This is a genomic window from Bacteroidales bacterium, assembly GCA_014860585.1.
Taxonomy (GTDB): domain Bacteria; phylum Bacteroidota; class Bacteroidia; order Bacteroidales; family 4484-276; genus RZYY01.
In genome coordinates this window covers 1-24,539 of record JACZJL010000076.1, presented here as the reverse complement: position 1 = coordinate 24,539, position 24,539 = coordinate 1, and the positions used below count along the sequence as shown (strand labels likewise).

At 44.2% G+C, this 24,539-nt stretch carries 9 protein-coding genes; 8 read left to right on the top strand and 1 reads right to left on the bottom strand.

Annotated features, from left to right (window positions below; translation table 11 throughout):
* Positions 1 to 300: 300 nt before the first annotated feature.
* Positions 301 to 2,352, top strand: coding sequence for a tetratricopeptide repeat protein (locus IH598_07905; protein MBE0638428.1), 2,052 nt, complete (start codon positions 301 to 303; stop codon positions 2,350 to 2,352).
* A gap of 651 nt (positions 2,353 to 3,003) precedes the next feature.
* Entirely contained in the window at positions 3,004 to 3,411 is a 408-nt protein-coding gene (locus tag IH598_07900; protein MBE0638427.1) for a hypothetical protein, read from the top strand.
* A gap of 162 nt (positions 3,412 to 3,573) precedes the next feature.
* Here IH598_07900 and IH598_07895 read toward each other — a convergent pair whose 3' ends face one another.
* A complete protein-coding gene (locus tag IH598_07895) occupies positions 3,574 to 5,211 on the bottom strand; it encodes a family 16 glycosylhydrolase (GenBank protein ID MBE0638426.1) in 1,638 nt (545 codons plus the stop codon).
* 446 nt (positions 5,212 to 5,657) lie between these two features.
* Between IH598_07895 and IH598_07890 the strand changes: the two genes are divergently transcribed.
* From IH598_07890 to IH598_07865, 6 genes are all read left to right on the top strand, one after another.
* On the top strand, positions 5,658 to 5,924 hold the full coding sequence (locus tag IH598_07890; protein MBE0638425.1) for an acylphosphatase: 267 nt from the start codon (positions 5,658 to 5,660) through the stop codon (positions 5,922 to 5,924).
* Positions 5,925 to 5,945: 21 nt separating this feature from the next.
* Positions 5,946 to 18,425: a T9SS type A sorting domain-containing protein gene (locus IH598_07885; GenBank protein MBE0638424.1), complete on the top strand. Its 12,480-nt coding sequence runs from the start codon at positions 5,946 to 5,948 to the stop codon at positions 18,423 to 18,425.
* Between the two features lie 153 nt (positions 18,426 to 18,578).
* Positions 18,579 to 20,558 carry a tetratricopeptide repeat protein gene (locus tag IH598_07880; GenBank protein MBE0638423.1) on the top strand — a complete coding sequence of 660 codons (1,980 nt, stop codon included), beginning with the start codon at positions 18,579 to 18,581 and terminating at the stop codon, positions 20,556 to 20,558.
* Positions 20,559 to 20,697: 139 nt separating this feature from the next.
* Positions 20,698 to 21,009: a hypothetical protein gene (locus IH598_07875; protein ID MBE0638422.1), complete on the top strand. Its 312-nt coding sequence runs from the start codon at positions 20,698 to 20,700 to the stop codon at positions 21,007 to 21,009.
* A 243-nt stretch (positions 21,010 to 21,252) separates the two neighbouring features.
* The gene (locus IH598_07870) at positions 21,253 to 22,284 is read left to right on the top strand and encodes a hypothetical protein (protein ID MBE0638421.1); all 1,032 of its coding nucleotides are present in this window, start codon (positions 21,253 to 21,255) and stop codon (positions 22,282 to 22,284) included.
* A gap of 4 nt (positions 22,285 to 22,288) precedes the next feature.
* The coding region (locus IH598_07865; protein MBE0638420.1) for a hypothetical protein at positions 22,289 to 24,539 on the top strand (2,251 nt) is incomplete at its 3' end.

The window sequence follows — 24,539 nt, the reverse complement described above, 5'->3', positions numbered from 1 at the left end:
TCTAACCCTACAAAACTAATCAATACTTTGCATTTCAAAAGGCTTAATCGCTAATTTTCAAAATGATGAATAAGAAGAAACTGAGTGATAAATCTGATATTCAGCATTAAAAGAGCTAATTAGAACGGTTATAAATTTTGTAAACCCATCATGCTTTTCGGCGCTGACATGTATCTATGATCCAGCACAAAAGAAACACGGAAGATCGGGTGTAAAATATATTTTGTCTCAGATTGAGTCTGTATCATTGTTTGCTATATTTTTGACCTCAAAAAAATAGGAAAAAATTCACTGAAGCTCATGAAAGGAGTGTTCCGGATTAAAAGCACGAATTGGGGGAGAAGAATTTCTAAAGCTGTAATTTACTATATGTCAAATGATTATTATTACTTTTTCAAAAATCTCCTTTCAACATTTACTTACCTGAAAAACAATGCCCTGGCAGGTTTCTTCGTCACTCTTTACCTTTCCTGTGTCTCTTTTGACAGTCCTGCGAATATCCAGCCATCAGATTCCCTCGAAATGGCCAGGCTGAGTAAAGTTTTGGCCAACTTCGTGAAATCCAACCAGCTGGATGAAGCCCGCCTCACTGTTGATTCAATAATGTGGATTGCCGAGGCCAAAGGACTGACCCGGAAAAAAGCCGATTGTTACTACAACTACAGCCTCATCGAACGAAAAAGAGGCAATGCGGAAGAATTTCTCAAAAATGCCTCCATTGCTGCAGAATTTTATCTTGAAGACGGTGCATCAGCCGAAGCAGCAAAGACTTACACTTACATGGCACAGATGTATATTGATCAAAAGAACTACAATCTTGCTGGTGAGCTGTTTTACAAATCGCTCCAGCTAAGAGAAAATTGCAAAGACAGTGTGGGTGTGGCCAATAACCTGATCAATCTGGGGAACCTCCGATACATCGAAGGGAAATACGAAGATGCATCCGATTACTTTTACAGGGCACTCAGGTTTGCCAACGAGATTGGCAACAACAATCTTGCAGGAATTACCCTGATGAATATGGCCAATGTCCTTACTCAGCAAAAGAATTACGACAAGGCAGTGGAATACCTTGAAGAAGCGCTTGATTATCACAGGAAGGATGGAAATCGCAGGGAGGAGGCCAACGTTTTACACAATATCGGGATCATTCATTATGAGAAGAAGGATTACGAACGTGCAAAAGATTACTTTATGCAGGCGCTGACGATCAAAGAAGAGTTGAAAACAGACCCGGCCGGGATGATCAAGATTTACAATAACCTCGGGTTGATTGCCAAAGAGGAGAACAATCCGGAGTTGGCAGAGCAGCACTACAATTCAACACTGAAGATAGCCAGGCTTACAGGTGATAAACCCGGCGAGGCTGTTGCGTTGAATAATCTTGGCTCCCTCCGGATGATACAGGGAAGTCCGGTTGCACAGGAGTTTTTCCTTGAAAGCCTTCAAATTGCACAAGGCCTCGGATTGAAAAAGCTGATCCTTTCCAATTATGACAATCTGCAACAGTTTTACAGTTCAAATAATGATTGGAAAAAAGCCTTTGATTACTCCCAAAAGTACATGATGTTGAACGATTCCATCTTCAATGAAGAGAGCGCTGGCAAGATCATCGAACTGCAAACAAAATACGACACCGAGATGAAGGAAAAGGAAAACCAGATTCTCCGCGACAGAGAAAGGATTCAACTGCTGCGAAACCGTCTTCTTACACTGATTGCAGTCGTATTGGCAATTATAGCTACCTCGTTTTACATCATGTTCAGACTTAAGCGGCAGTCACTTAGTCAAAGCCGTGAACTATTTAATAAAGAGACAGAAATTTCGCAGATGAAACTCAAAGCCAGCGAGGAAAGGAACAGGAATCTGGAGGAGACATTATTTGCTGAAGAAGAAATTAAGAAACTGCAGGCCAAAAGCCTTGACCTGAAAAAGAATGAATTGGTTTCAGCCACAATGCTGATTGCCAATAAGAACGAAGTATTTGAACTGCTGAAAAAGCTGGCAGAGGAGATCAAGAGGGCTGATGATGGAATAGGATCAGAGAAAGCACGGGAGATGATCACCGAGATTGACCGCCAAACCGATGTGGAAACGCAGTGGGAACAATTCAGGATAAGGTTTGAATCGGTACACAGATCGTTTTTTGATAAGTTGAGAAAAGCCGACGGAGGCCTTACACAAAATGATCTTCAATTGTGTGCCTATTTAAAGTTAAACCTGACAACAAAAGAAATTGCCCGCCTGATGAATATCTCTCCCGAATCGGTCAATACATCGCGCTACCGCTTGCGCAAAAAGCTGAATTTGAATAATCATATAACCCTTGATGAGTTCATACACACGCTTTGATACAGGGTTGAGATAATGCCTGAAAGAATTTAGCCTGGTCATTTTTTTGGCCGGGTCAAATTTAGAGCTATACCACAGAGTAACACAGAGAAGGCACAGAGTATCACAAAGAATGTCTGATCAACTTTAAAGATATATCTGACAGGGTTTTGAGAACTGTCACCCCTTCGGGGTTACCGAATCCAGCAGTCATCCACTTGTTAGAATCATGTCATCCCTTCGGGATTGTAAACAATTGAAATGCTGAAGAATGAATCCCGATTCTGCTATCCTGCTTGTCGGAGAATCAGACTGAAGGGGAAGCAGCATTGTTTTCTCACAGATCAACCCTGAAAGGGTGGTATGATTATAACCATCAAGTCATCAATAGTTCATCAAAACCCTGTAAGGGTGACATTTTGAATTACTTTTGGGGGAAGGCGATTTAGCTCGAAATGCTTTCAATCAAGTAGGATGACACTTCAAACTATTTATTCAGATTTTCTGCTATGTCCTATTGTGTCTAATTTGGTAATAATTAAACAGAAACATAAGTGCGCGTTTTTACGAAGATCGGGAAATTTTGTTTCATCATGCTTAGGCTATTTCCTTTTTTCTATTTTTGCCAACAGTTCAGAAACAATTTCTCAGGGCAACGAACAACTTAAAAAAATGAAAAGAATCCTGCTCTCCTCTTTTGTATTGCTCTTGATGCTTTCTTCATTTGGCCAGGTGATCAGATGTAAAGCCTACAAGTCAACCTTTACTACAAAAAATGAAACCACAGATCAATGGGCGGAATGGAGGGAATGGAAAGACACTGATATTTTGACTGAGATTGATCTGACCACGAACAGAATCAAAATTTTCAGTGAAATCAACCAGGTCTATGACATCATGCAGGATGATGGGAATTACGTGGATGATGATGGTGACAACGTTTTCGAATGGTATTGCAAAAATGAGGAAGGTTTGATGTGCAGCCTGAGGCTGATTAATTCTGCATCTGACGGTTCAACTTCCCTTTATGTGGATTTTGCCAATTGCCGGTATCTTTACCTGCTTTACCTCCTCGAGTAAGAGTGATTTTTTAGCTGTAAACCACAGCTTTTATGTGGCTTTGTGGGGATACTTCGGGGCTTGGTGTCTTTTGCCAAAGGCATCACTTTGTGAGTGGCAATTGAAAAGTTAGCCACTAAAGCTCAAAGGCACAAAGAAACCCGAAGAATAAAAGCAATAGCACTATTTACTGACAATGCATTTTTTCGTCAGGATGTTATGCCCGGCTTTAAGTGTAAAGAAATACACACCTGCTGACAGGTTTTGAATATTCAACAGCTCCTGATGTTGCCCTGACGATTGTTTTTCGCTGGTTAGTGTTCGAATTAACCGGCCGGTGAGATCGCGAATCTCCAGGTTGACATCCGTATTTTCAGGAAGGGAATAACTGATGATGATGTAATCGCTGGCTGGGTTTGGTGCGGCTTTAAAATCAAATATTTGCTGATTATCAGCCTCTTTGTTAAGACCGGTAATAGCACTTTGATAAATTCTGACATATTCGATTTCCAGCGTATCCACTGTAAAACCGGGAGCAATATTGGGCAGGAAAGCAAAATTGAGCAATAAGTACTGCTCGGCATCAAAAGGCCATGTGTCGCTGTTTATTTCATCCGGTTCATAGGTATAATGTGTAACATCATCCACACTGAATACCAGTTTTTCGGCATACCACTTTAGTGTATAAGTATGAAATTCGGTTGAGGCTGTGGGTATTGTTTGTCCTCCATGGTTAACCGTACCACCGTAACTTGAAGGAGTATGGGTGGCACTTTGAATGTAATTTTGATTGCTCCCCCAGTGTTCCATGATATCAATCTCGCCGCAAGCCGGCCAGGGCGTTGTGCCATATCCCTGGAGGTCCCACCACCCGCCATCTTCGTTAATATTTTTTCCCAGTGTCCATATTGCAGGCCACGTTCCAACGCCTGTAGGTAATTTGGCACGTACTTCCACTTTTCCGTATTGGAATGCAAATTTGGAGTTTAGCCTGGCCGAAGTATATTGTTTGGTTACTCCCTGATTGGTATAGGTTTCTTTCTTGCCAATGATGTTTAAATTCCCATTACTCACATTAGAATTATCCACCCTGTCGGTGTAATGCTGTATTTCACCGTTGTACCAACCCGATCCGTTTGGCAACAGCGTTTGATGATGCCATTTGGAATTGTCTATGGCGCCTTCGCCATCAAACTCATCCGACCAAACCAGTACATCAAATTCAGGGTCCTCCGCGATTGTGCCGTTGTAATACACATCATCAATATAAGCTACCACAAAGTCATTGTTGTTTTCTCCGTTTACCTGAATGACTACCCGGTTAAAGTCTGTCCTTTGGGTCGGAGGAAGAGAATTTGGGTCTAAGTTAATGTAGTTATCATTAAAAAAATCAAAAGTTACGATTTGCCATTGATCCAAAACAATGGGTTTTATGATTTCACTTTGAGTTGTCCAGGGTGCAGGTAATGATCCGTTTTGTAGTTTTAAAGATACCTGATTGGTTTGGTTCCCGGTAATTCCGTCTGTCGGTACGTAAACTTTCAACGAAAAAACATAATCGGTTGATAAATCAAATGAGTTGCTTACCTGAAATCGTACATTCGCATACTGACCTCCGACATCATCGTATTCTAAAACCGTAGCTGAAGTATTGATGCCCTCTGGATATGGATTGGGAAAGCTGGTGTTGATATTGCAATCATCACCATACCAGGTGGTTATAGTACCGTTCCCTTCAAAATCATCCTCTACTGTTTGAGTTTGCGCCTGCGTTAGGGTTGAAAACAAAAGAAACAATAAAAACGATAAGATAATTCGCATGGCTGGTGTTTTTTAAAGATGTTTGAAATTCAGAAAGATATTGGCAGAGAACTTAAGATCACAAAGTAAAGCATTTTTTTGATTGTTTGATTTTTTTCATTCTTGCTTCTAATGAGTTTCTGCCAGAAAACTTCCTAAATTTGATTTTCAACGATTTATTTTCCCCACCCTAAAGGGAGTAAATCGTTGAAAATCATTGCTCCCTCTAGGGTTGGGGTAAACAATGATTTTCAACAAGAATAGTTTTCTGGCAGAGACTAATGAGTTTTTTGTTGAACAAACAATGACATTATGGTTGACATTTAGGATTGAAAGGGGGATAATTGCTATTTCAAAACATTGATAAACAGCTACTTTACTTTTGTCTATTATTTGTCTATTGTAATTATTTGGCAATTGCTACCAGCCCAACCTACTTTTACCAAAAAATTTAAATGCACGCAAACATGGTAAGGCACCTTCAGATGATTATCACGGGAAAAGTTGAAAACACAGGTTTTCGAATTTATGCCCTCAGAGGGGCAAATCAATTCCATTTAACCGGCGAGGTCAGTCAGCAACCAGACAAAGTAATCATTGAGGCAGAAGGGGAGGAGGAGCACCTGGCTGATTTTGAGCAATGGTGCCTTGAAGGGCCTGAAGGCAGCGAGATTTCAGCATTGACCAAACACGAAAAAGAATTGGTTGGATACGAAGATTTCAGAATTTTATAAACCTAACAAAAAAGTATTTTTATGAAAAAGTTTTTCATTCTCTTGATTCCCACGATGCTGTTGTCGGCAACAATAGCAAATGCACAAAAAACCTGGACAGGCGCTACAAGTACAGCCTGGAACACAGCAGGCAACTGGTCGCCCAGCGGTGTGCCAACGGCAGCTCAAAATGTTACTATTCCTGTAACGGCTAACCAACCGCTGATCAGTGGCACAACAACCCCAGTGTGCAACAACCTGACGGTAAACGCTGGCGCAACGCTCACCATCAGCGGAACCACCACTGCCAATGCTCAGTTGAACGTTGCCGGCACAGCCACTTTCAACGGAAATTTAAGTATTGGTGGCAGTTTAACAAAAACCGGAAAACTGATTGCTACAAACATCGTCTGGAATTCAACTGCTTCCGTCAATGGTTACTATGGCGGAAGGATGGAATTGAGCGGCAACTGGACATTTGCCTCTGGTTCCGCTGTTGACATGGGTTTGTGTTTTGTTACCTTCAATGGCACTGCCAGTTCGTATATTTACAATTACAGCGCAAACAGTAAGTTTGGCTCGGTAACTTTTGGCAAAACCACCACTGCAACAACATTTATTGGTACAGGCTCAAACGCCACGATAACTTTTGGCAGTGGTGTAAGTATCAATGCTGACAATACTTTTACCGGTGGTGTCAATATCAACACAATAGTAAAAGGGAACATAACCGCAAATGGCAGATTGAATTTCTATGCCGGAACCTTGCGGCTTGAACGTGCCAGCGGAACGCAATCAGTGCAGATGGCCGGCACAAATAACAGGGTGAACAACCTGTTGATCAACTGTGGCGAAACGGTTACCCTTAATAACCAGTTGGAAATTATGGGGGATTTGACGATACAGGCAGGAACGCTTGACCCGCAAAACAACACCCTTTATGTTACCGGTGACTGGAATAATGAAGCCGGGCCGGAGTATTTTACTCAAGGCTCAGGAAAAGTCGTGTTGCAGGTTATTATCAATAAAGGTGAAAAAGGGTCGTATGATCAGTATATCAATTACAGTGAAGATTTCAGCATTCTTGAAATCAATAATGCCTACGGCGATGTGATCATCAACAGTTTAGCCACAACCGTAACCTGTAATCAGTACGACTGGACTGCCGGAGGGATAAAAGTAGAGGCAGGCACTTTTACTGCGGAAGATCTTGCGGACAACGGGATTTTTGGAAGATACACTCTCTCAGGAACAGGGACCATCAACCTCACCAACGACGATGGCTATGTTGATCTTAATGGCACAACGCTCAACATAAGTGGCGGGAATTTTAATGTGTATGGAGGTACCACCGACAGCTACTGGCCTTTTTCACAAAATGCATCTCTTACCATGAGTGGCGGTGTTCTAAATTTTGCAGAAACCGGAATCAGGGTGAGTGCATCAACAACTACACTCACCTCGAACATTACCGGCGGCACTATTAAAACTGCGAAGGACTTCATTAATTACCGGTCAGACTTTAATCCAGCCGGCGGAACCATTGAAATGTACGGTACCACCGATGCCGTTCTTTTTTGCGTTGGTACAGCAGCGCTATATGGAGTAAAAATCAACAAAGCAGCTTCAAAAGATGGCGAAAGTACTACCATTGCTTATCCCCGGATTGATCGCGAAACCGGTGAAGTGATATCAGATGAAAGCCGGGCACAAACCGTAAACCTGACTTCGACTATTATATTTAACGGAAATTTTGTGCTTACCTCGGGAACTTTTAACTCAAGCAGCCTTACAATTCAGGCTAAACGGGACTGGACCAACAATGCAGGCGCCGGATCATTTAACCCCGGCACAGGCAGGGTAATTTTCAACGGAGGAAATTACCATCAGTATTGCTACAATGAAACCTTTAATATTCTGGAAGTGGCCAAAACATCGGGTGGCTCATTCAGGTTAAATTCAGGTTCGGTAACTTGCGCGCAGTACGACTGGACTGCCGGCTCAATAGATGTAAATACAGGAACTTTTACTGCCGACGATTTGTATGAAAATGGTTTGTATGGCGGCTTTTATGTGAATCCGGGAGGCACGATCAACTTATACCAGGATGCTTTTCAGTATGTTGACTTAAACGGTAGTCTCACCTTTACCAACGGCGGAACCATTAATATTTACGGCGGGAATGGAGCCAGTCAGTGGGCTTTAGGGGCAAATGCCTCGGTTACGATGAATGCCGGAACACTTGATTTTAAAGATCAGGGAATAACCCTGACAACCTTATCGCCAAATACCATTACCGAAAATATTACAGGAGGAACCATTCGCACGGCAGGCGGATTTTTCTGCAATCGTACCGATTTTACCCCTGTTGGAGGAGTCTTAGAGCTTTACGGCTCAAATGATGTTTATCTGGAGCAGTATGCCGGTATTTTAAGAGATATAAAAATTAACAAGGGGCTTTCATCCACTGTAAATGTGAACTCAAACCTTACTGTGGTAAGTATTGAAGTGACAAGCGGGACCATGAGCAACGTGAATAAAATCATCACCATGAACGGGCATTTGTATGTTGAAAATGGCGGTATTTTCAGTCTCGGCGAAGGCGCACAATTGAAAATTGCAAGCGAAATGTCGGTGAACGTGAACAGCGGTGGAATCTTCAGAGCTATCGGAACCAACTCAAACCAGGCTATCATCACCCGTTCGGCAACTAATTATTACTATTTTAATATAAATAATGGAGCTACCATCTCAGCAAAATATGCCAAATTTCAATATCCCGCAAACATTATCCTTGCACCCAATGCCATCATTGATCCTGCATTTCCTTTTGATTATTGCACTTTCAGCAATGGACAGGGAACGTATATTTTACTGAATAACGCTCAGGAACTAACCATCCGGGGAGCAAATTTCCCGACTCTACCGCCAACCAACACTGTTGCAAAAACCATCAACCATGGGCATATTACTTTCAAAGATGCAACCGGTGCTTATGCCGGCCCGGCTTACGAGTACGATCCCTACAACCGGATTGACTGGACGGTAACTCAGCCCGGCCTTTGGACCGGAGCAGTTTCCACGGACTGGTGGACCTCTGCCAACTGGGATGATGGCAATGTTCCCAATGCCGTTACGGATGTAACCATCCCGGCAACGGTGTCCTACATGCCAATAATTGGTGCTGGCATTGCTTATTGTAAAAATATCACCATTAACGGCACGCTCACTATGGGCGCCGGCGATCTGAATGTGTCCCAAAATTTGGCCGTCAACGGAACGCTGGCCATGAGTGCAGCCGGAGCCGAACTGGTGGTTCAGGGCGACATCGAATGGAATTCAGGCTCTGCGGCCAACATTACTGCCAATGCCCAGATACATGCTTACGGAAACTGGAATTTCAATGCCGGAGCAAATGCAAACCTGGCCAATGGAACGGTTTTCTTTTTAGGAACAGTCAATAAATGGATTCGCAGTTATTCTGCCGATTGTTCATTTTTCAATCTGCGCAGCCAAAAGTCCGGCGGAGCACAAATCGGCTTCAGCGACTCGTCAATCCAGGATTTGATAATCAATGGTTTTATGGAGGTTTACACAGGATCAAAATTTGTTTCCGACAGCGAAATGGATATTATCATCAAAGGAAATCTCACAAGTAATGGAACCTTACAATGCAACTTCGGGATAGTGAAGCTGGACGGTACCACACAGTCCATCACACCCAATGTGAACGATTATTTCAATACACTTACCTTTAGCCAGACAGGAACTGCAACGATCGTAAATACCCATACAAATATCCTGAATGTGAAAGGAGACCTCCATATTGATTCAGGGATTTTTAATGCCGGAACTTCAACCATCAATATTGGTGGAGACTGGGATAATAATGTTGGTCCGGCTGCATTTACAGAAGGTGCAAGCCGGGTAGTTTTCAATGGAGGAAATTATCATCAGTATTGCATAACCGATGAGAATTTTAATATTGTTGAAATCAACAAGCCACTTGGGGGTGCTTTCAGACTTGCCTATGGTGCAGAAGTATTCTGCAACACCTACCACTGGATGGCAGGAGCCTTAGATGTTCTGGATGATGCTTCTTTTACAGCACCAAGTCTGACCAACGGAATTACTGGCAACTTTTATGCTACCGATGGAGGAACGATTACTTTAGGACAATACGGTAGCGACCCGCAACTCAAGGGCAATCTTTACATCCATGGCGGAACCATCAACATTATTGCAGCCATCGAAAGCCAGTGGCCGGGCAACGGCAATGCCTCCATCACCATGAGTAGTGGCGAGTTGAATGTTTATCCTTACGGGATAGTAATTCTTGACAATCCTCCTTATACTTTTACCACAAATATTACCGGTGGAAAAATAAGAACCGAGGGTAGCATCGAAAATCACCGGGCCGATTTTACCCCAACCGCAGGAACTGTTGAAATGTATGGCCCGGGGAATTCAAATTTGCTGATGTACACTGGAAGTTTGTGGGGTTTGACCATCAACAAGGAAACAACAGAAACTGTATTCCTTGGTCAGGGTGCAACTGTGAATGGCCCTTTAACTGTCGAAAGCGGAACGCTCAAGACAAATAATGCCACACTCACAACAAACGACAATATTGCTGTAAACAATGGAGGTACACTTTGGATGGATTTGAATTCGCAGTTGAAAATATTATCAGACCATTTCCTGGATGTTAACAGCGGCGGGCTCTTTAAAGCAATTGGAACCGAGGGGAATGAAGTTGTAATTTCACGCAATGGTTCAAGTAATTACTTTATCTATATCAATGATGGCGGAACCATTGCTGCTAACAGGGCATCATTTTATTACGTGAATCCGATACTTATCGGAAGCGGAGGAACAATTGATCCGGCAAATCCCTTTGATTACTGCAAATTTCGCTATTGTGCTACCGACATGCTCAGGGTTTTAAATGCGCAGGAATTAACCCTGCACAATGTCGAATTCCTTACTCCCGCAACAGGTTTCAATGTTTCAAAACCGGGTAATCAGGGTTCTCTGACATTCAGGGATGCGACAGGTGATTTTTCAGGTTCGGCTTTTGAAAACGACCCATACAACCGCATTCACTGGACCTACACCCAGCCCGGCCTTTGGACAGGCGCCGTTTCAACCGACTGGCAAACTTCGGCCAACTGGGACGACGGCAATGTTCCCAATGCTGTTACCGATGTTACCATCCCGGCAACGGCGCCCTACATGCCAATAATTGGAGCAGGCATTGCGTATTGTAAAAACATCACCATTGACGGAGTGCTCACCATTGCTACCGCCGACCTCAATGTAGCCCAAAATTTGTCCGTCAACGGAACACTGGCCATGAATGCAGCCGGAGCCGAACTGGTGGTTCAGGGCGACATCGAATGGAATTCAGGCTCTGCGGCCAACATTACTGCCGATGCTCAAATCCATGCTTACGGAAACTGGAATTTCAATACCGGAGCAAATGCAAACCTGGCCAATGGAACTGTGTTTTTTATGGGATCCGTAAATAAATGGATACGTAGCTACTCGGCTGATTGCTCATTTTTCAATCTGCGCAGCCAAAAGACCGGCGGAGCACAAATCGGCTTCAGTGATTTGTCAACAGAGGATTTAAAAATCAATGGCTACCTGCTCACCTTTACAGGATCAACATTCGTTTCCGACAGCCCGATGGATGTTATTGTTAAAGGCAACATCACCAGCCAGGGAACGCTGCAATGCAACTTCGGGGCAATAAAGCTTGATGGTGTAAACCAATCCATCACACCCAATGTGAATGACTATTTCAACCATTTTGTTTTCAGCCAGACAGGGACTGCCAACATAGTGACAACCCAAACAAATATTGTAAATATTAAAGGAGATATACACTTCGATTCAGGGATATTTAACGCGGGCAGCAGTAGCATCAAAGTGGGTGGTAACTGGGACAACAATGTGGGAACATCGGCCTTTGTTGAAGGTGGAAGCCGTGTAATATTCAATGGTGGAAACTATCATCAGTACTGCGGCGATGAAACCTTTAACATTGTAGAGGTGGATAAACCTTTGGGAGGCGCATTAAGAACCTCAAACAGCGGGGTTGGCAAAACGGTACTGTGTAACGAATACGATTGGACTGCCGGTGCGCTGGATGCAAGAAATGGGAATTTTACGGCTATCAGTCTTTCCGACAACGGAATTGCAGGGAATTTTTATGTAAACGAAGGCGGTTCTATTACCCTCGGAAATTATGGCAGCAATCCACAGCTCAAGGGAAACATCACCATTACGGGCGGTACATTCAACATTATTGCCGCCATCGAAAGCCAGTGGCCAGGAAACGGCAATGCTTCCATTACGATGAGCGATGGAGAGCTCAATGTTTATCCTTACGGGATAGAAATTGTGGATAATCCGCCCTATACCTTCACAACCAACATTTCAGGAGGAAAAATCAGAACCGAGGGTTCATTTTTCAACCACCGGGCTGATTTTACACCCGGAGCAGGTGTAATCGAATTGTATGGCGACGAGGATGCCGGCATGGTGTTGAGTGATGGTTCGATTTACGATTTGAACATTAATAAAACATCCGGCGCCACCATTAGCGTGGCCACAAACATTACCATAACCGGTGAAACCGATGTGGATCAGGGGACTTTGAAAGTGTTGCCCGGAAAAGCCTTAAGCTGCCGCCACACTTATGTTCAGGCGGGAGGAACGCTTTGGGTTACTGAAGGCGCTACCCTTGATATGTTCCCGTCGAGGGAATTGGTCAGCCATGGGGGATTGATAAAAATACAAGGAACACCTGCCGATAATGCAATTGTAACCTGCAATGGCGGGGATTTTAACTTTGCGATTATGGATGGGGGTACCATTTCCGCTTCCGATGCCTATTTCTCTCATCTCTCTGCTGGTGTGAATGTAACAACTGACGGTTTGGTTGATCCAAATCATGCTTTCACCAGATGTACCTTTGAAAATGGATTTCATTACCTTATGCGAATTGATAATAATCAGGATTTGACGATACAGGATGCGCATTTCCCGACTGCCTCAGCGCCTTATAATGCTATAAAATATTTGGATCAGGGGTCTGTAACTTTTATTAATGCTACTGGCGCTTTTTCGGGTGAGGATTTTGAGGATGACCCATACAATCGTATCCATTGGATTATACCTCAGCCTGGCCTTTGGACCGGTGCTATATCCTCCAACTGGTACACAGCCGACAACTGGGATGATTCTAACATTCCAACAGCCGGAACAGATGTGGTGATCCCGGCTACTGCTCCCAACATGCCGGCGATTGATGCCGGCGACTGGTACATCAATAGTCTGACGGTAAACGGAAGCCTGAACCTTGCCGGAGGAAACCTTACGGTTTACGAGAATGCTACTTTCAACGGTGAACTGTTGGTAACTTCACCCGGAAGCCAGTTTGTTGTTTTGGGTGATTTTTCCTGGAATTCAGGATCGTCCGCCGAAATTAATCAGGATGTAACCCTGGTTTGCAATGGTAACTGGAATTTTAATGAAGGATCATCGGTTCAGTTCAACAATGGCAATGTTATATTTGCCGGAACCTCTTCAAAATGGATAAGATCATTCTCAGAAAACAGCTTTTTTCATCATTTGTACATCCAGAAAACCGGCGGAGCCCAGGTAGGTTTTAGCGATTTATCAACTCAAAGCCTTGAAATATCAGGTGATTTTAAAATCTGGCCTTTGGCCGAATTTATCGCTGACACCGATCGGGACATCCTGTTGCATGGTGATTTTATAAGCAATGGAACCTTTAAAGGAAATGCCGGAAAGTTGGTTTTTAGCAGTGTAAACCAAACTATTACTCCAAATACGGGAGATTATTTTAACAGCCTGAAATTTAACCAGTCGGGAACGGTTTCGGTTAATACCACCCACACCAGTAATCTCGTGGTCAACGAAAATCTGCAAATATCTTCCGGTATTTTCGCCCCGGGTAATGTTACCATTTATCTTGCCGGAGACTGGTCGAACCCAGCCGGACCTGATGCATTTAACGAAAGCAATACCACAGTGGTGTTCAATGGTGCAAATAGTGTTCAGCGCATCTACAACGACGAAAACTTTATGACCCTTGTTATCGAAAAAGCCGGGTCGGGAAGTTTGATTGAACTTTCATCCCTGTCGGATATATTTTGTTACTACTACAACTGGAACGAAGGAGGACTTTCAGTAGTCAATGGATCGTTTACTGCCCACAGCCTGATTGGCGGTGTAATTGGCGGCGATGTGAGTGTTCAGACTGAAGGTACTATTACAATTGGGAACCTGAGCGAGCAGGTAAACCTTGTTGGCAGATTGTTTATTCTTGGCGGTACTTTCAACATCATCAACGGCATCGAAAGCCAGTGGCCGGGCGAAGGCCATGCCCAACTCACGATGAGTGGCGGCGAACTGAATGTTTATCCTTATGGCATTGAAATCGTAAACAGTACGGAATATTTATTTATAAACCAGATTACCGGCGGGAAAATCCGGACAACGGGTTCTTTCGTAAATCATCGTACCGACTTTGCACCGGAGGCCGGTACCATCGAAATGTATGGTGAAGGGGATGTTTTTCTATCTCTGGACACACCTTCCATAGGAATTCTTCACAATCTTATCATTGATAAGCAAACTTCAGGTAGCAAGGGCGGATCAGTTACCTTGAACGGAAGTTTACTGTTGAATGGCGGGCTTGATGTAAACGAAGGCAGGCTGAATCGAAGCACCGGAAACATGTTGGTTGTGCTTGATTATGTAGATGTTCATGATGGCGCCACCCTATCATTCGAACCCAACAGTGCTTTTGCCCTTTATCCGAGCTGTCAGGTGAGTATATATGAAGGTGGAACTTTCGAGTCGTTAGGAACCGAAAGCCAGCCAATTGCCGTTAATCGCTGGGGAGATACCGGGTTTTACGATTTTGGGGTTGGAGGAACCATCTCGTCAAGGTTTACCACTTTTGATAATTGTGGTAATTTAATCGTTGCCCCATCAGGATTTATCGATCCTGAGAATGCTTTTTATCATTGTACATTTCCTTATGCTGTGGGGGCTTTATTAATTATTAATAACAGTCAGAATGTGACACTGAGAGAAGTTCAGTTTCCTAATGTGCCCATCAGCATGAATGTGAAGAAGACACTTGATCAGGGGCGGGTGACCATGCTGGATGCAAGCGGACCAGGAGCAGGTTCAACTTTTGAATTGGACCCTTACAACCGGATTGACTGGAGAGCCTCACAGCCCGGCCTGTGGACGGGAATTGTTTCGAGTGACTGGCACAACCCCGGAAACTGGGACGATTTATCAGTTCCAACCTATCAAACCGATGTTTATATTCCAGAGGAAGCTCCACACATGCCAGCAGTTTCTGCAGAAGCCAATTGCAAGAACATTACAGTGATGGGAGAAATTGCTATTTTTGACAACAATCTTTGGGTTAGCAACGCTCATATTTACGGACATGTTAACAACGATGCCGGATTCAGGGTTTATGGAGATCTTTACTGGCACGAAGGCTCCACAGCCACTTTTGGTGACGATGGCGCTGTAAACATTTTGGGTGACTGGTATTTTAACCCGGGTTCACAGGTTCATCTGACCAATGGAGCCGTTTATTTTTCAGGCCAGGCGCCTTCATCAATATTTTCATTCAGCAGCCAAAGCGCTTTTAATAAACTGCAACTAATGAAAGACCCCGGAATCCAGGTGACTCTTGACGTGTCGTCGGATCAACCATTAAATATAAACGGGGATTTCCTGGTGATGGGTGGCAATGGATTTTTCAGTAATTCATCTTACGACATCAATGTAAAAGGGGCGATAGTAAACCATGGAGTTTTCAGGTGCGAAGCCGGAAGGGTAGTTCTGCAAGGCGCCGACCAGATTATTTCCCCAAATGTGCTTGATTATTTCCACACGCTGGTTTTTAATCAGACTGGCGTTGCAACCATCAATACCTATTACACAAATATTCTAAACGTAAAAAAGGATCTGATCATCGAATCGGGTGTATTTTCTCCCGGCAATTCTAAAATAAAAATAGAGGGCGAATGGAAGAATAATATTGGCTATTCAGCTTTTGACGAAGGAAACAGCCGCGTTATCTTTACCGGGGATGTACCTCAGTTTTCTTCTTCAGAACACTTCAACATTCTGGAGTTGGATAAATCGGAGGAGTACTTATTTTTACAGCAAAACAATACCATTATCTGTGAAGTTTACGATTGGACCGAAGGCGGTTTATGGATAGCCGGAGATGCTACTTTTGTGGCCAACGATCTGGCCGATGATGGAATTTACGGGTTCATCCATCTTTTTGACGGTAATGTTGAATTGTACCAGGATGCCACCCAAAGTGTTGACCTCCGGGGCGATCTGATGATTTCTGGAGGAGAGGTTAAGGTTTGGGGAGGCTTCGATGAAAGTGTTTGGGGAACCAATGCCAATGCCTCTTTGACCATGGTAAATGGCATCCTCAATTTTAATGATCACTTTATAAAAATCCAGGATACTGCACCTTACAGTTTTACTTCAACCATATCGGGTGGAACCATTCGCACACAAAAAAGTTTTATTGCACAATCGCCCGGGTTTAATCCCACAGGCGGAGCAGTAGAGCTTTACGGCAATTACAACGGCGCAATTTTAACAACCGATGGAAGTGCCTTTTATGATGTCTATATCAATAAACCTGGCGACTTTTCGACCAGGGCAACAATCTGGTCGTCGGTAGTGAAAAATAATTTTATGGTGGCCGAAGGCCTTGCAGAAATTGGATTTGACCATGAACTCGAATGTTGGAATAGCATTGAAATCGAAGATGGCGGCTGGTTGGCGACAAGTTCTTCGACTATTAGCATGAAAAATCTCTCGGCCATTAATGTTTATCCTAACGGGCAACTTTCGTTGTACGGGTACGAAGGAGCCACGAGCCACATAAAGACCACTGTGCCCGGCGATCACTATACTTTTAGCATTCATTACGGGGGCTACATCGAAGCAATGTTTACCATTTTTGAAAACCTGTCCGAACAAGGTGTTTATCTATCTCCCGGCGCCATTGTCAGTCCATATTATTCGTTTACCAACTGCGAATTCCGGAATGGGACGAGTGGCCCATCGGTCTTGCTTTCGGTTGAAAACGATCAGGATATTATTATCGAAAATGCTGTTTTCCCAACCAATACCTGGGGTGGGCAGTACAATGTGAGGAAAATCTTCGATTCAGGAAGTGTTACATTCATTAATGCTACAGGAAATTTTGCCGGCAGCGCTTTTGAAAACGATCCTTACAACCGCATTTTCTGGGGCGATGAATTTGCAACACACCCAATATCACTTCCAGCCGGATGGAGCGGGATTTCAAGCTATGTAATCCCAGGCCAGCCAGCTATGGAAGATGTTTTCGCACCCATAGCCGATGAACTAATCATAGCCCAAACCATGACCGAAATGTATTATCCTGGTCAAAACATCAACACCATCGGCAACTGGGTAAGCCATTCAGCTTATAAAGTGAAAACCAATGCAGCCTGTTTGTTGGAAATCATTGGTGAGTATGAAACCATTCTGGCTGTGCAACTTAACGCCGGCTGGAGCCTGCTGCCTGTCGTTACTCCCGATGGCGCTGATCCTGCCGACCTGTTTATGCCGGTCAATGGGTTTGTAATCGCCAAAGATGTTGCCGGCTCAGGTGTTTACTGGCCGCAATACAATATAAACACGATCGGAACACTTTACCCCGGCAAGGCTTACTATGTGCTTATGACAGCCCCCGGCGTGGTGGATTATACGGGGATGAAAAGCAGCGGAAACCTGACAGGTTTTGATCCCGCACGTGCGGGACTGTCAGGTTTAGACAAAACCCTGTCAGGGTTGGGTTACAACATCACACCCACCCCCTCCACCCACACCATCGCAATACTCCCTTCAGCTCTCAAAGACCTCGAAGTTGGAACTATCATCGGCGCTTTTGATCAAAATGGAAATTGCTTTGGTGTAACCATCATCAGCGAAAACGCCAACCACCTGACTATTTTTGGGGATGATCCGACAACGGCAGAAAAGGATGGATTTTTTGAAGGGGAGATGATCTTCTTCAAAAACCTGACAGGTTTTGGAAACCTGTCAGGTTTGAATCCCACATTCGACCAAACCCTCCCCCAATCCGACGGCCTGTTCACCGAAAACGGCCTCTCGGCCATCACCGGGTTTGAAAGTTCAACCGGAGAAGGGTTTACTGATTTCGGTCGTTTGGTCAACATTTTCCCAAACCCTACGGATGGAGTGGTGAACATCACCGGGCTTCAATCGGGCGCCAAAATTACGGTGACCGATGTTCGGGGGCAGGTTGAGTTGGTTTCCGAAACTTCAGAAGCTGGCCAGACTTATGTTGATCTGACGGATTACCATGCTGGTGTTTACTTCATCACAATTGAAATTAACGGACAACACATTTTCAGGAAAATCGTCCTGAGATAAGTGAATGTTACAAGTTAGGTTTATCCCCGGGTTTGTCGAACGATAGCCCGGGGTTTTTTGATAAAAAAACGGAAATTTCGCGGTTTGTGTTTTGAGATCGGATTTTTGTTACTTTTGAGCACTTTTATTTGATTTTTGACTGAACCATTGATCATGAGTTGTTTTAAAATCAAGTGCTGCTTCCAACTAACTGTTTTACTTTTACTAAACCTGACTGTTTTTGGTCAACATCGGATTGACAGTCTTTATTTCATATTAAAAAGTAACCCAAAAAACCTGACAGTTCTGAATGATCTGTCAGAAGCACTCACCCAAAGCGCTCCAATTGAAGCCGATTCACTGGCACAGATTGCTCTGAAATTGGCAAAATCACAAAAAAAATTGCAGGAAGAAGCACGCGCAGCCGTCAACATTGTTAATGCTGCCTGGGTAACCAGAGACTTTCAAAAACTACTTGAACATGCCGAACTGGCTGCTGGTTTGTATGAGCAGCTTAACGAACCCCTCGAATCAGCCCGCTATTTGAATGACGCCGCCCTCGCTGCTTATGAAATTGACCTTTACGAAGTTTCGCTGAAGAACTACCGGAAAGCCCTTGAAATCCTTCTCGAACTGGAAGACGACGAAAACATACCTTCTGTGCTGGTGAACATAGCGCAAGTGTATGACATGATGGGGTCTTACGACAGCGCCATCTATTTCAGCAACCAGGCCATTGGCTTAAGCCAGATCCCTGGTTATGAAAGCGAGCTGGGTTCTGCCTATTCAAACCTGGGGTTGGTGTATAAAAAAATGGGGGAATTCGATAAGGCGCTGGAGAATTATAAAAAAGCCTACGATCTTTCTGTTACTCAAAGTGATTCGAATATGATGGCAATTGACCTGAATAACATCGCCTCACTATACTCCCATTGGGAAAAGTATATGCTGGCAAGGGATTATTTTGAACAGGCGCTTACCATTTATCAAAAATCCGGCAAATGGGACGGTGTTGAAATCGCAATGAACAACATTGCCAACATCCTGCAAAATGAAGGAAAATATGATTCTGCATTGGTGATGTACCATGAATCCCTTGCGATTGCCCGCAAGATGGGACGAACCGGCAGTGTGGCCGTTAAACTGAGTAACATAGGGACATTGTTTTATGAGTTAAAAAATTACGATTCGGCGATTGTTTACCAAAATGAAGCCCTTGAAATTTCCCAGAGCATTGGTCGTAAGGATGCTGTATGCAAAACCTTGCAAAACCTGGGAGATATTTACCTTGCAAAAGACGAACTAAACCTTGCAGGAAAATACTTTGATGAAGCCCAATTATGCGCCGAAGAGTTAAATGCCAAAACCACCCTGGAAAAGATATTTAAAAGTAAGTCTGAATTGCAGGAAAAGTTGGGGAACCCTGAAAAAGCGCTTGAATACCATAAAATGTATGTGGCTGTAAAAGATTCCGTTTACACCGCCGAAAGCCAGGAAAAGCTTGCTGAAATGGAAGCCATTTATGAAAATGAGAAAAAGCAAAAGGAAATAGAGCTATTGATGAAGGACAAAGAGTTGAATCGGGAAAGGATCAGGAAAAGCCAATTGATGCTTTACTGGATCGGAAGCGGATTGCTGATCCTATTGGCCGCTACAGGCGTCATTACTGCACTTTTCATCCAGAAAGTAAAATCCAACCGTAAGCTTGTTGAGAAGAATCTTGAGTTAATTAAGCATCAGGAGTGCGACCTGGTTCCACAGGGCAATAATTCACTTTCGATCAATGAGGAAGAAAAATCACGGTTGTTGAAAGAACTTACTCATCTGATCAGAAAAGAAAAAGTTTTTACCCAAAAACAACTGACGCTGAACGACCTGGCCGATATGCTCAACACCAACACCACCTACCTGTCGCATATCATCAACACCGACTTTAACCTGCCATTTACCGATTTCCTCAACCAAATGCGCGTGCAGGAATCCCAGAAATTGTTTGTGACTGGCAGGCACAAAACCATGACCATCGAGGCCATTGCCGATATGGTGGGATTTCACTCAAGGTCGAATTTCAATGTGCAATTCAAGAAATTTGCGGGGGTAACCCCTTCGGTTTTCATTAAAAATCTGACCAGCGTCAGCTTTCAGGAGAATTGATCCTGAAGTCGTAAACCAAACATTTTCAAAAGACTACAGAGAGCGCTGTATCCGATCATGCCCTGATTTATAAATCAGGACAACGAAAATTTGGAAACCCTTACTCTCACGTTGTACTTTCGCAGGGTAAAAAATTGAAATGAAAAAATCCTGCATCACGGTTTTTTGGGCTTTTATCATCGCTCTCTTTTCCCTCGGCAATTGCTCCGGCCGGGCTGAACAAGATGCCAGCCGCCTGGCACATGTGCAACGCTCCCGAATGGAAGCGATCCACCTGATGCTTAAATCCAAAGACCCGATAGAAACAGAAAAATTCCGGATAAGGATTTTGGAGTTGGATTACGAGTTCGAACTCCTCAAAAGCAAATTCGATAAAAAGTACGCCGATTCATCTGAAAAACTCAGGTTTGAGCAAGCGTACCGCAAGGCTTTAACAGCGAAAATAGAATGATATTCAATTATTTAAATAGTGACTGCCAGAAAACTCTTAATGTTGAAAATCATTGTTTGCCCCATCCCTCCCGAAGTCTCGGGATAAATTCCGGGAGCAATGATTTTCAACGATTTACTCCCTTTTCCCGAAGGGATCCCTGTGGGAAGGGCGGGGTAATTAAATCGTTGAAAATCAGATTCAGGGTGTTTTCTGGCAGTGACTAACTAATCTTAATTTATTAATATTTAAATCTTTACACAAATGAAAACTTTAGCAATTTTGATTCTGAGCCTTTGCTGGTTGGGCGCAAATGCAACCAGTTGGAGAGTAAACAGCAACCCGCAGGTAAATGCGCATTTCGTTAGCATTAATGAGGCGGTGGCGCATTACACAGTTGTAAACGGAGATACACTTTATCTCGAAAACGGTTCCTATTTCGCGGCTACTACCCTGACTAAATCCCTTACATTGATTGGCCCGGGATATTTCTTGCTTGAAAACGACTCCACTTATGCAAATCCTTTGCCAGTGCTGATTGCAAGCATTACTTTTAGTAATGGAAGCTCTGGAAGTAAAATTATTGGAGTGCAGGTGATTGGAAATGCAAGTTTTAACTCCGCTAGCACCAATATTACAATCGAGCGTTCTTATTTAGGTGGAGTTAGTGGAAGTATTTACGGTCCCTCCGGACTGACAATAAGGCAATGTTATGTTGTTGGAAGTATATCAGGAAGTTCAATTCTTTCAAGTACGATTTACAACAATATTATCATCGGATCAATTTCATTAACCTCTTCGGATGGCAACCACAACATTTACAACAATGTGATTTATTTAAACAGTACAGGCACTTTCTATGCACTTGCAGCCAAAAATTCATCGGTACTAAATAACATAATCATCCGAGAGCCTTATAGTTTGGACCCCGGAGTGAACCGCGCTGAATATTGTATTGACTTTAGCAGTGCGAATAACAGCAATTCTTCATTTGTACGCAATGTGATGAGCCAGTCGGCCAATATTACTTTTCCTGAAAACATCTGGAACTCGGACAAGGAAAGTAATTTCGTTTTGGTCGGTTCAACTGACGAAAAATGGAAATTAGCGGCCGGTTCGCCGGGCCTTGGCTATGGTTCCAATGGTGATGATTGCGGCGCATTTGGCGGGGCGGTGAAATATGTACTTTCTGGTCTGCCCTGGTTAGTTCCACGCATTTTTGAAGCTGAAATTCCGGCAAGTGGCAGCGGCAACATGATTCCTGTGCATATCAAGGCCAAAACTCAGGAGGAATAGCCTTATGAGAGCTATATTGTTCTTTATCAGTCTATTGTTCGTTTTGGGAAGCTTCGCCCAACCAGTTTACCGGGCGGAGTATTTCTTCGATAACGACCCCGGTTATGGTAACGGCACACCCGTTACTTTAACCCCCGGAAACCTGGTTGACCTGAATTTTAACGCCAACACAACCGGGCTTGAAGCCGGAATACATACCTTATTTGTGCGGGTAAAATCGGGGCTTTGGAGCCAAACCTATTCCCGTCTTATTGGTGTAAACCCGGAGGCAGGCATAACACAGGCAGAGTATTTCTTCGACAACGATCCCGGTTTCGGAAACGGAATATCCATTGCAATTACTCCTGCAAATATTGTGGCGCTAAACTTTAATGCGAATGCTACCGGCCTTTCTCCCGGAATCCATACCTTGTTTGTAAGGGTGAAATCCGGGATTTGGAGCCAGTCTCATGCACGTCTTGTAGGTGTAAATCCAGATGTTGGAATTACGCAGGCTGAATATTTCTTCAACGCCGACCCCGGTTTTGGAAATGGCACACCTATAACTATCACGCCCGGAAAAGTGGTCGAATTGAATTTTGAAGCCAACGCTACTTCACTCTCTCCCGGAATACATACTTTGTTTGTTCGGGTGAAATCCGGGATTTGGAGCCAGACTCATGCAAGGCTTGTAGGTGTAAATCCTGACAACGGAATTACCAGGGCTGAATATTTTATTGGCGAAGACCCTGGCCTAGGCAATGGAATTCCCATAGATGTTACCCCCGGAAAAATTGTCGTCCTTGATTACACAATCGAAAACACGAACTTCCCGAATGGGATGAATTATATTTATTTCCGCACATTTTCAGGGGTATGGAGCCTGACCTATGTACACGAATATTGCCAGAATCCTATCCCCGGTTTCAGTACCGATTTTGCCGAATTTGGAAACCCCACCACCTTTACCAATCTTTCGCAACAAACCGATGAAACTACCGAGTATTATTGGGATGTGGATGGCAATGGAACATGGGATTATGTTGGTGGTGATGATTTTCTGCACCTTTACGAAGCGCCCGGAATTTACATGGCAAAGCTAAAACTGGTAAGTCCGGGAGGCTGCGCCGACAGCATCATAAACGAAGTTCAGGTTTATGCCTGCATGGTTCCCACCGAACTTGTGGCTGAGAATATTACCTACGAATCCGCCGACTTGATCTGGACGCCGGGAAACTTCGGCAGCCAGTGGGATATTTTATGGGGACTGCAGGGATTCGACCCTGAAACCGAAGGTACGCTCATTGAGGGAGTTGCTGAACAGCCCTATTTTCTTACGGGATTGGAAGATCAAACGGCTTACGATTTTTATGTCCGGACGGTTTGCGATGACGAAGTAAGCGAATGGTCGGTACCTCAAGCCTTCACCACGCTGGAATATTTCTGTCCGCCCGATTGGCAGCCCGGCAGTTATTTTCAATACAACATGCAGATCATCGGGAAACTCTATATCGAAGGTGTGCAATCCTTCAACCCGCATGATGTTGTGGGCGCTTTTGTTGACGGCGAGTGTCGCGGGATGGCAGCGCCCGATCCTGATCTGTTCGGATTGGTGTTTCTCACCGTTGGTTCTGACCTGGCTTCCGGCGAAATGGTGGAGTTTGTGATCTGGAATGTGGCCGAATGTGCCGAATGTCCTACCGGCGAAAGCCTGATCTTCGAAAACCAGTTGCAGGTAGGCACACCGGGCAATCCGTATCCCTTTGAGTGCGGACAACACGAACTGCCCTTTACGTTTGGCGAAGGTTACACCTGGTTCTCTGTCAATCTTAATCCGGGAAGCATGGCGCTGAACGACCTTTTTGCCGGCCTTTCACCTTGCGAAGAAGACCGTATTTTGGGTCAAAGCGCTTTTGCAGTGGTTTACAACGGCGCCTGGGTAGGCAGCCTCACCGCCATAGCGTCTTCGCAGATGTACAAAATGCAGTTGTGCAACCAGCAGGATTTTACCCTCGAAGGGCAGCCTGTAGCCAACGACCCGATATCGCTGGGCGCCGGCTACACCTGGCTGGGCTATCTGCCACAGGGTGGACTAAACATCGACGATGCGCTGGCAGGACTGCAACCGGCTGCTTCCGAAGATAACCGGCTGATCGGGCAAAATGCATTCGCGGTCTATTACCAGGGACAATGGATCGGCAGCCTCACGCAGCTCCATCCCGGCAAAGGCTACATTGTGGAACTGAGCAACCAAAGCACACTCACTTACCCGGATG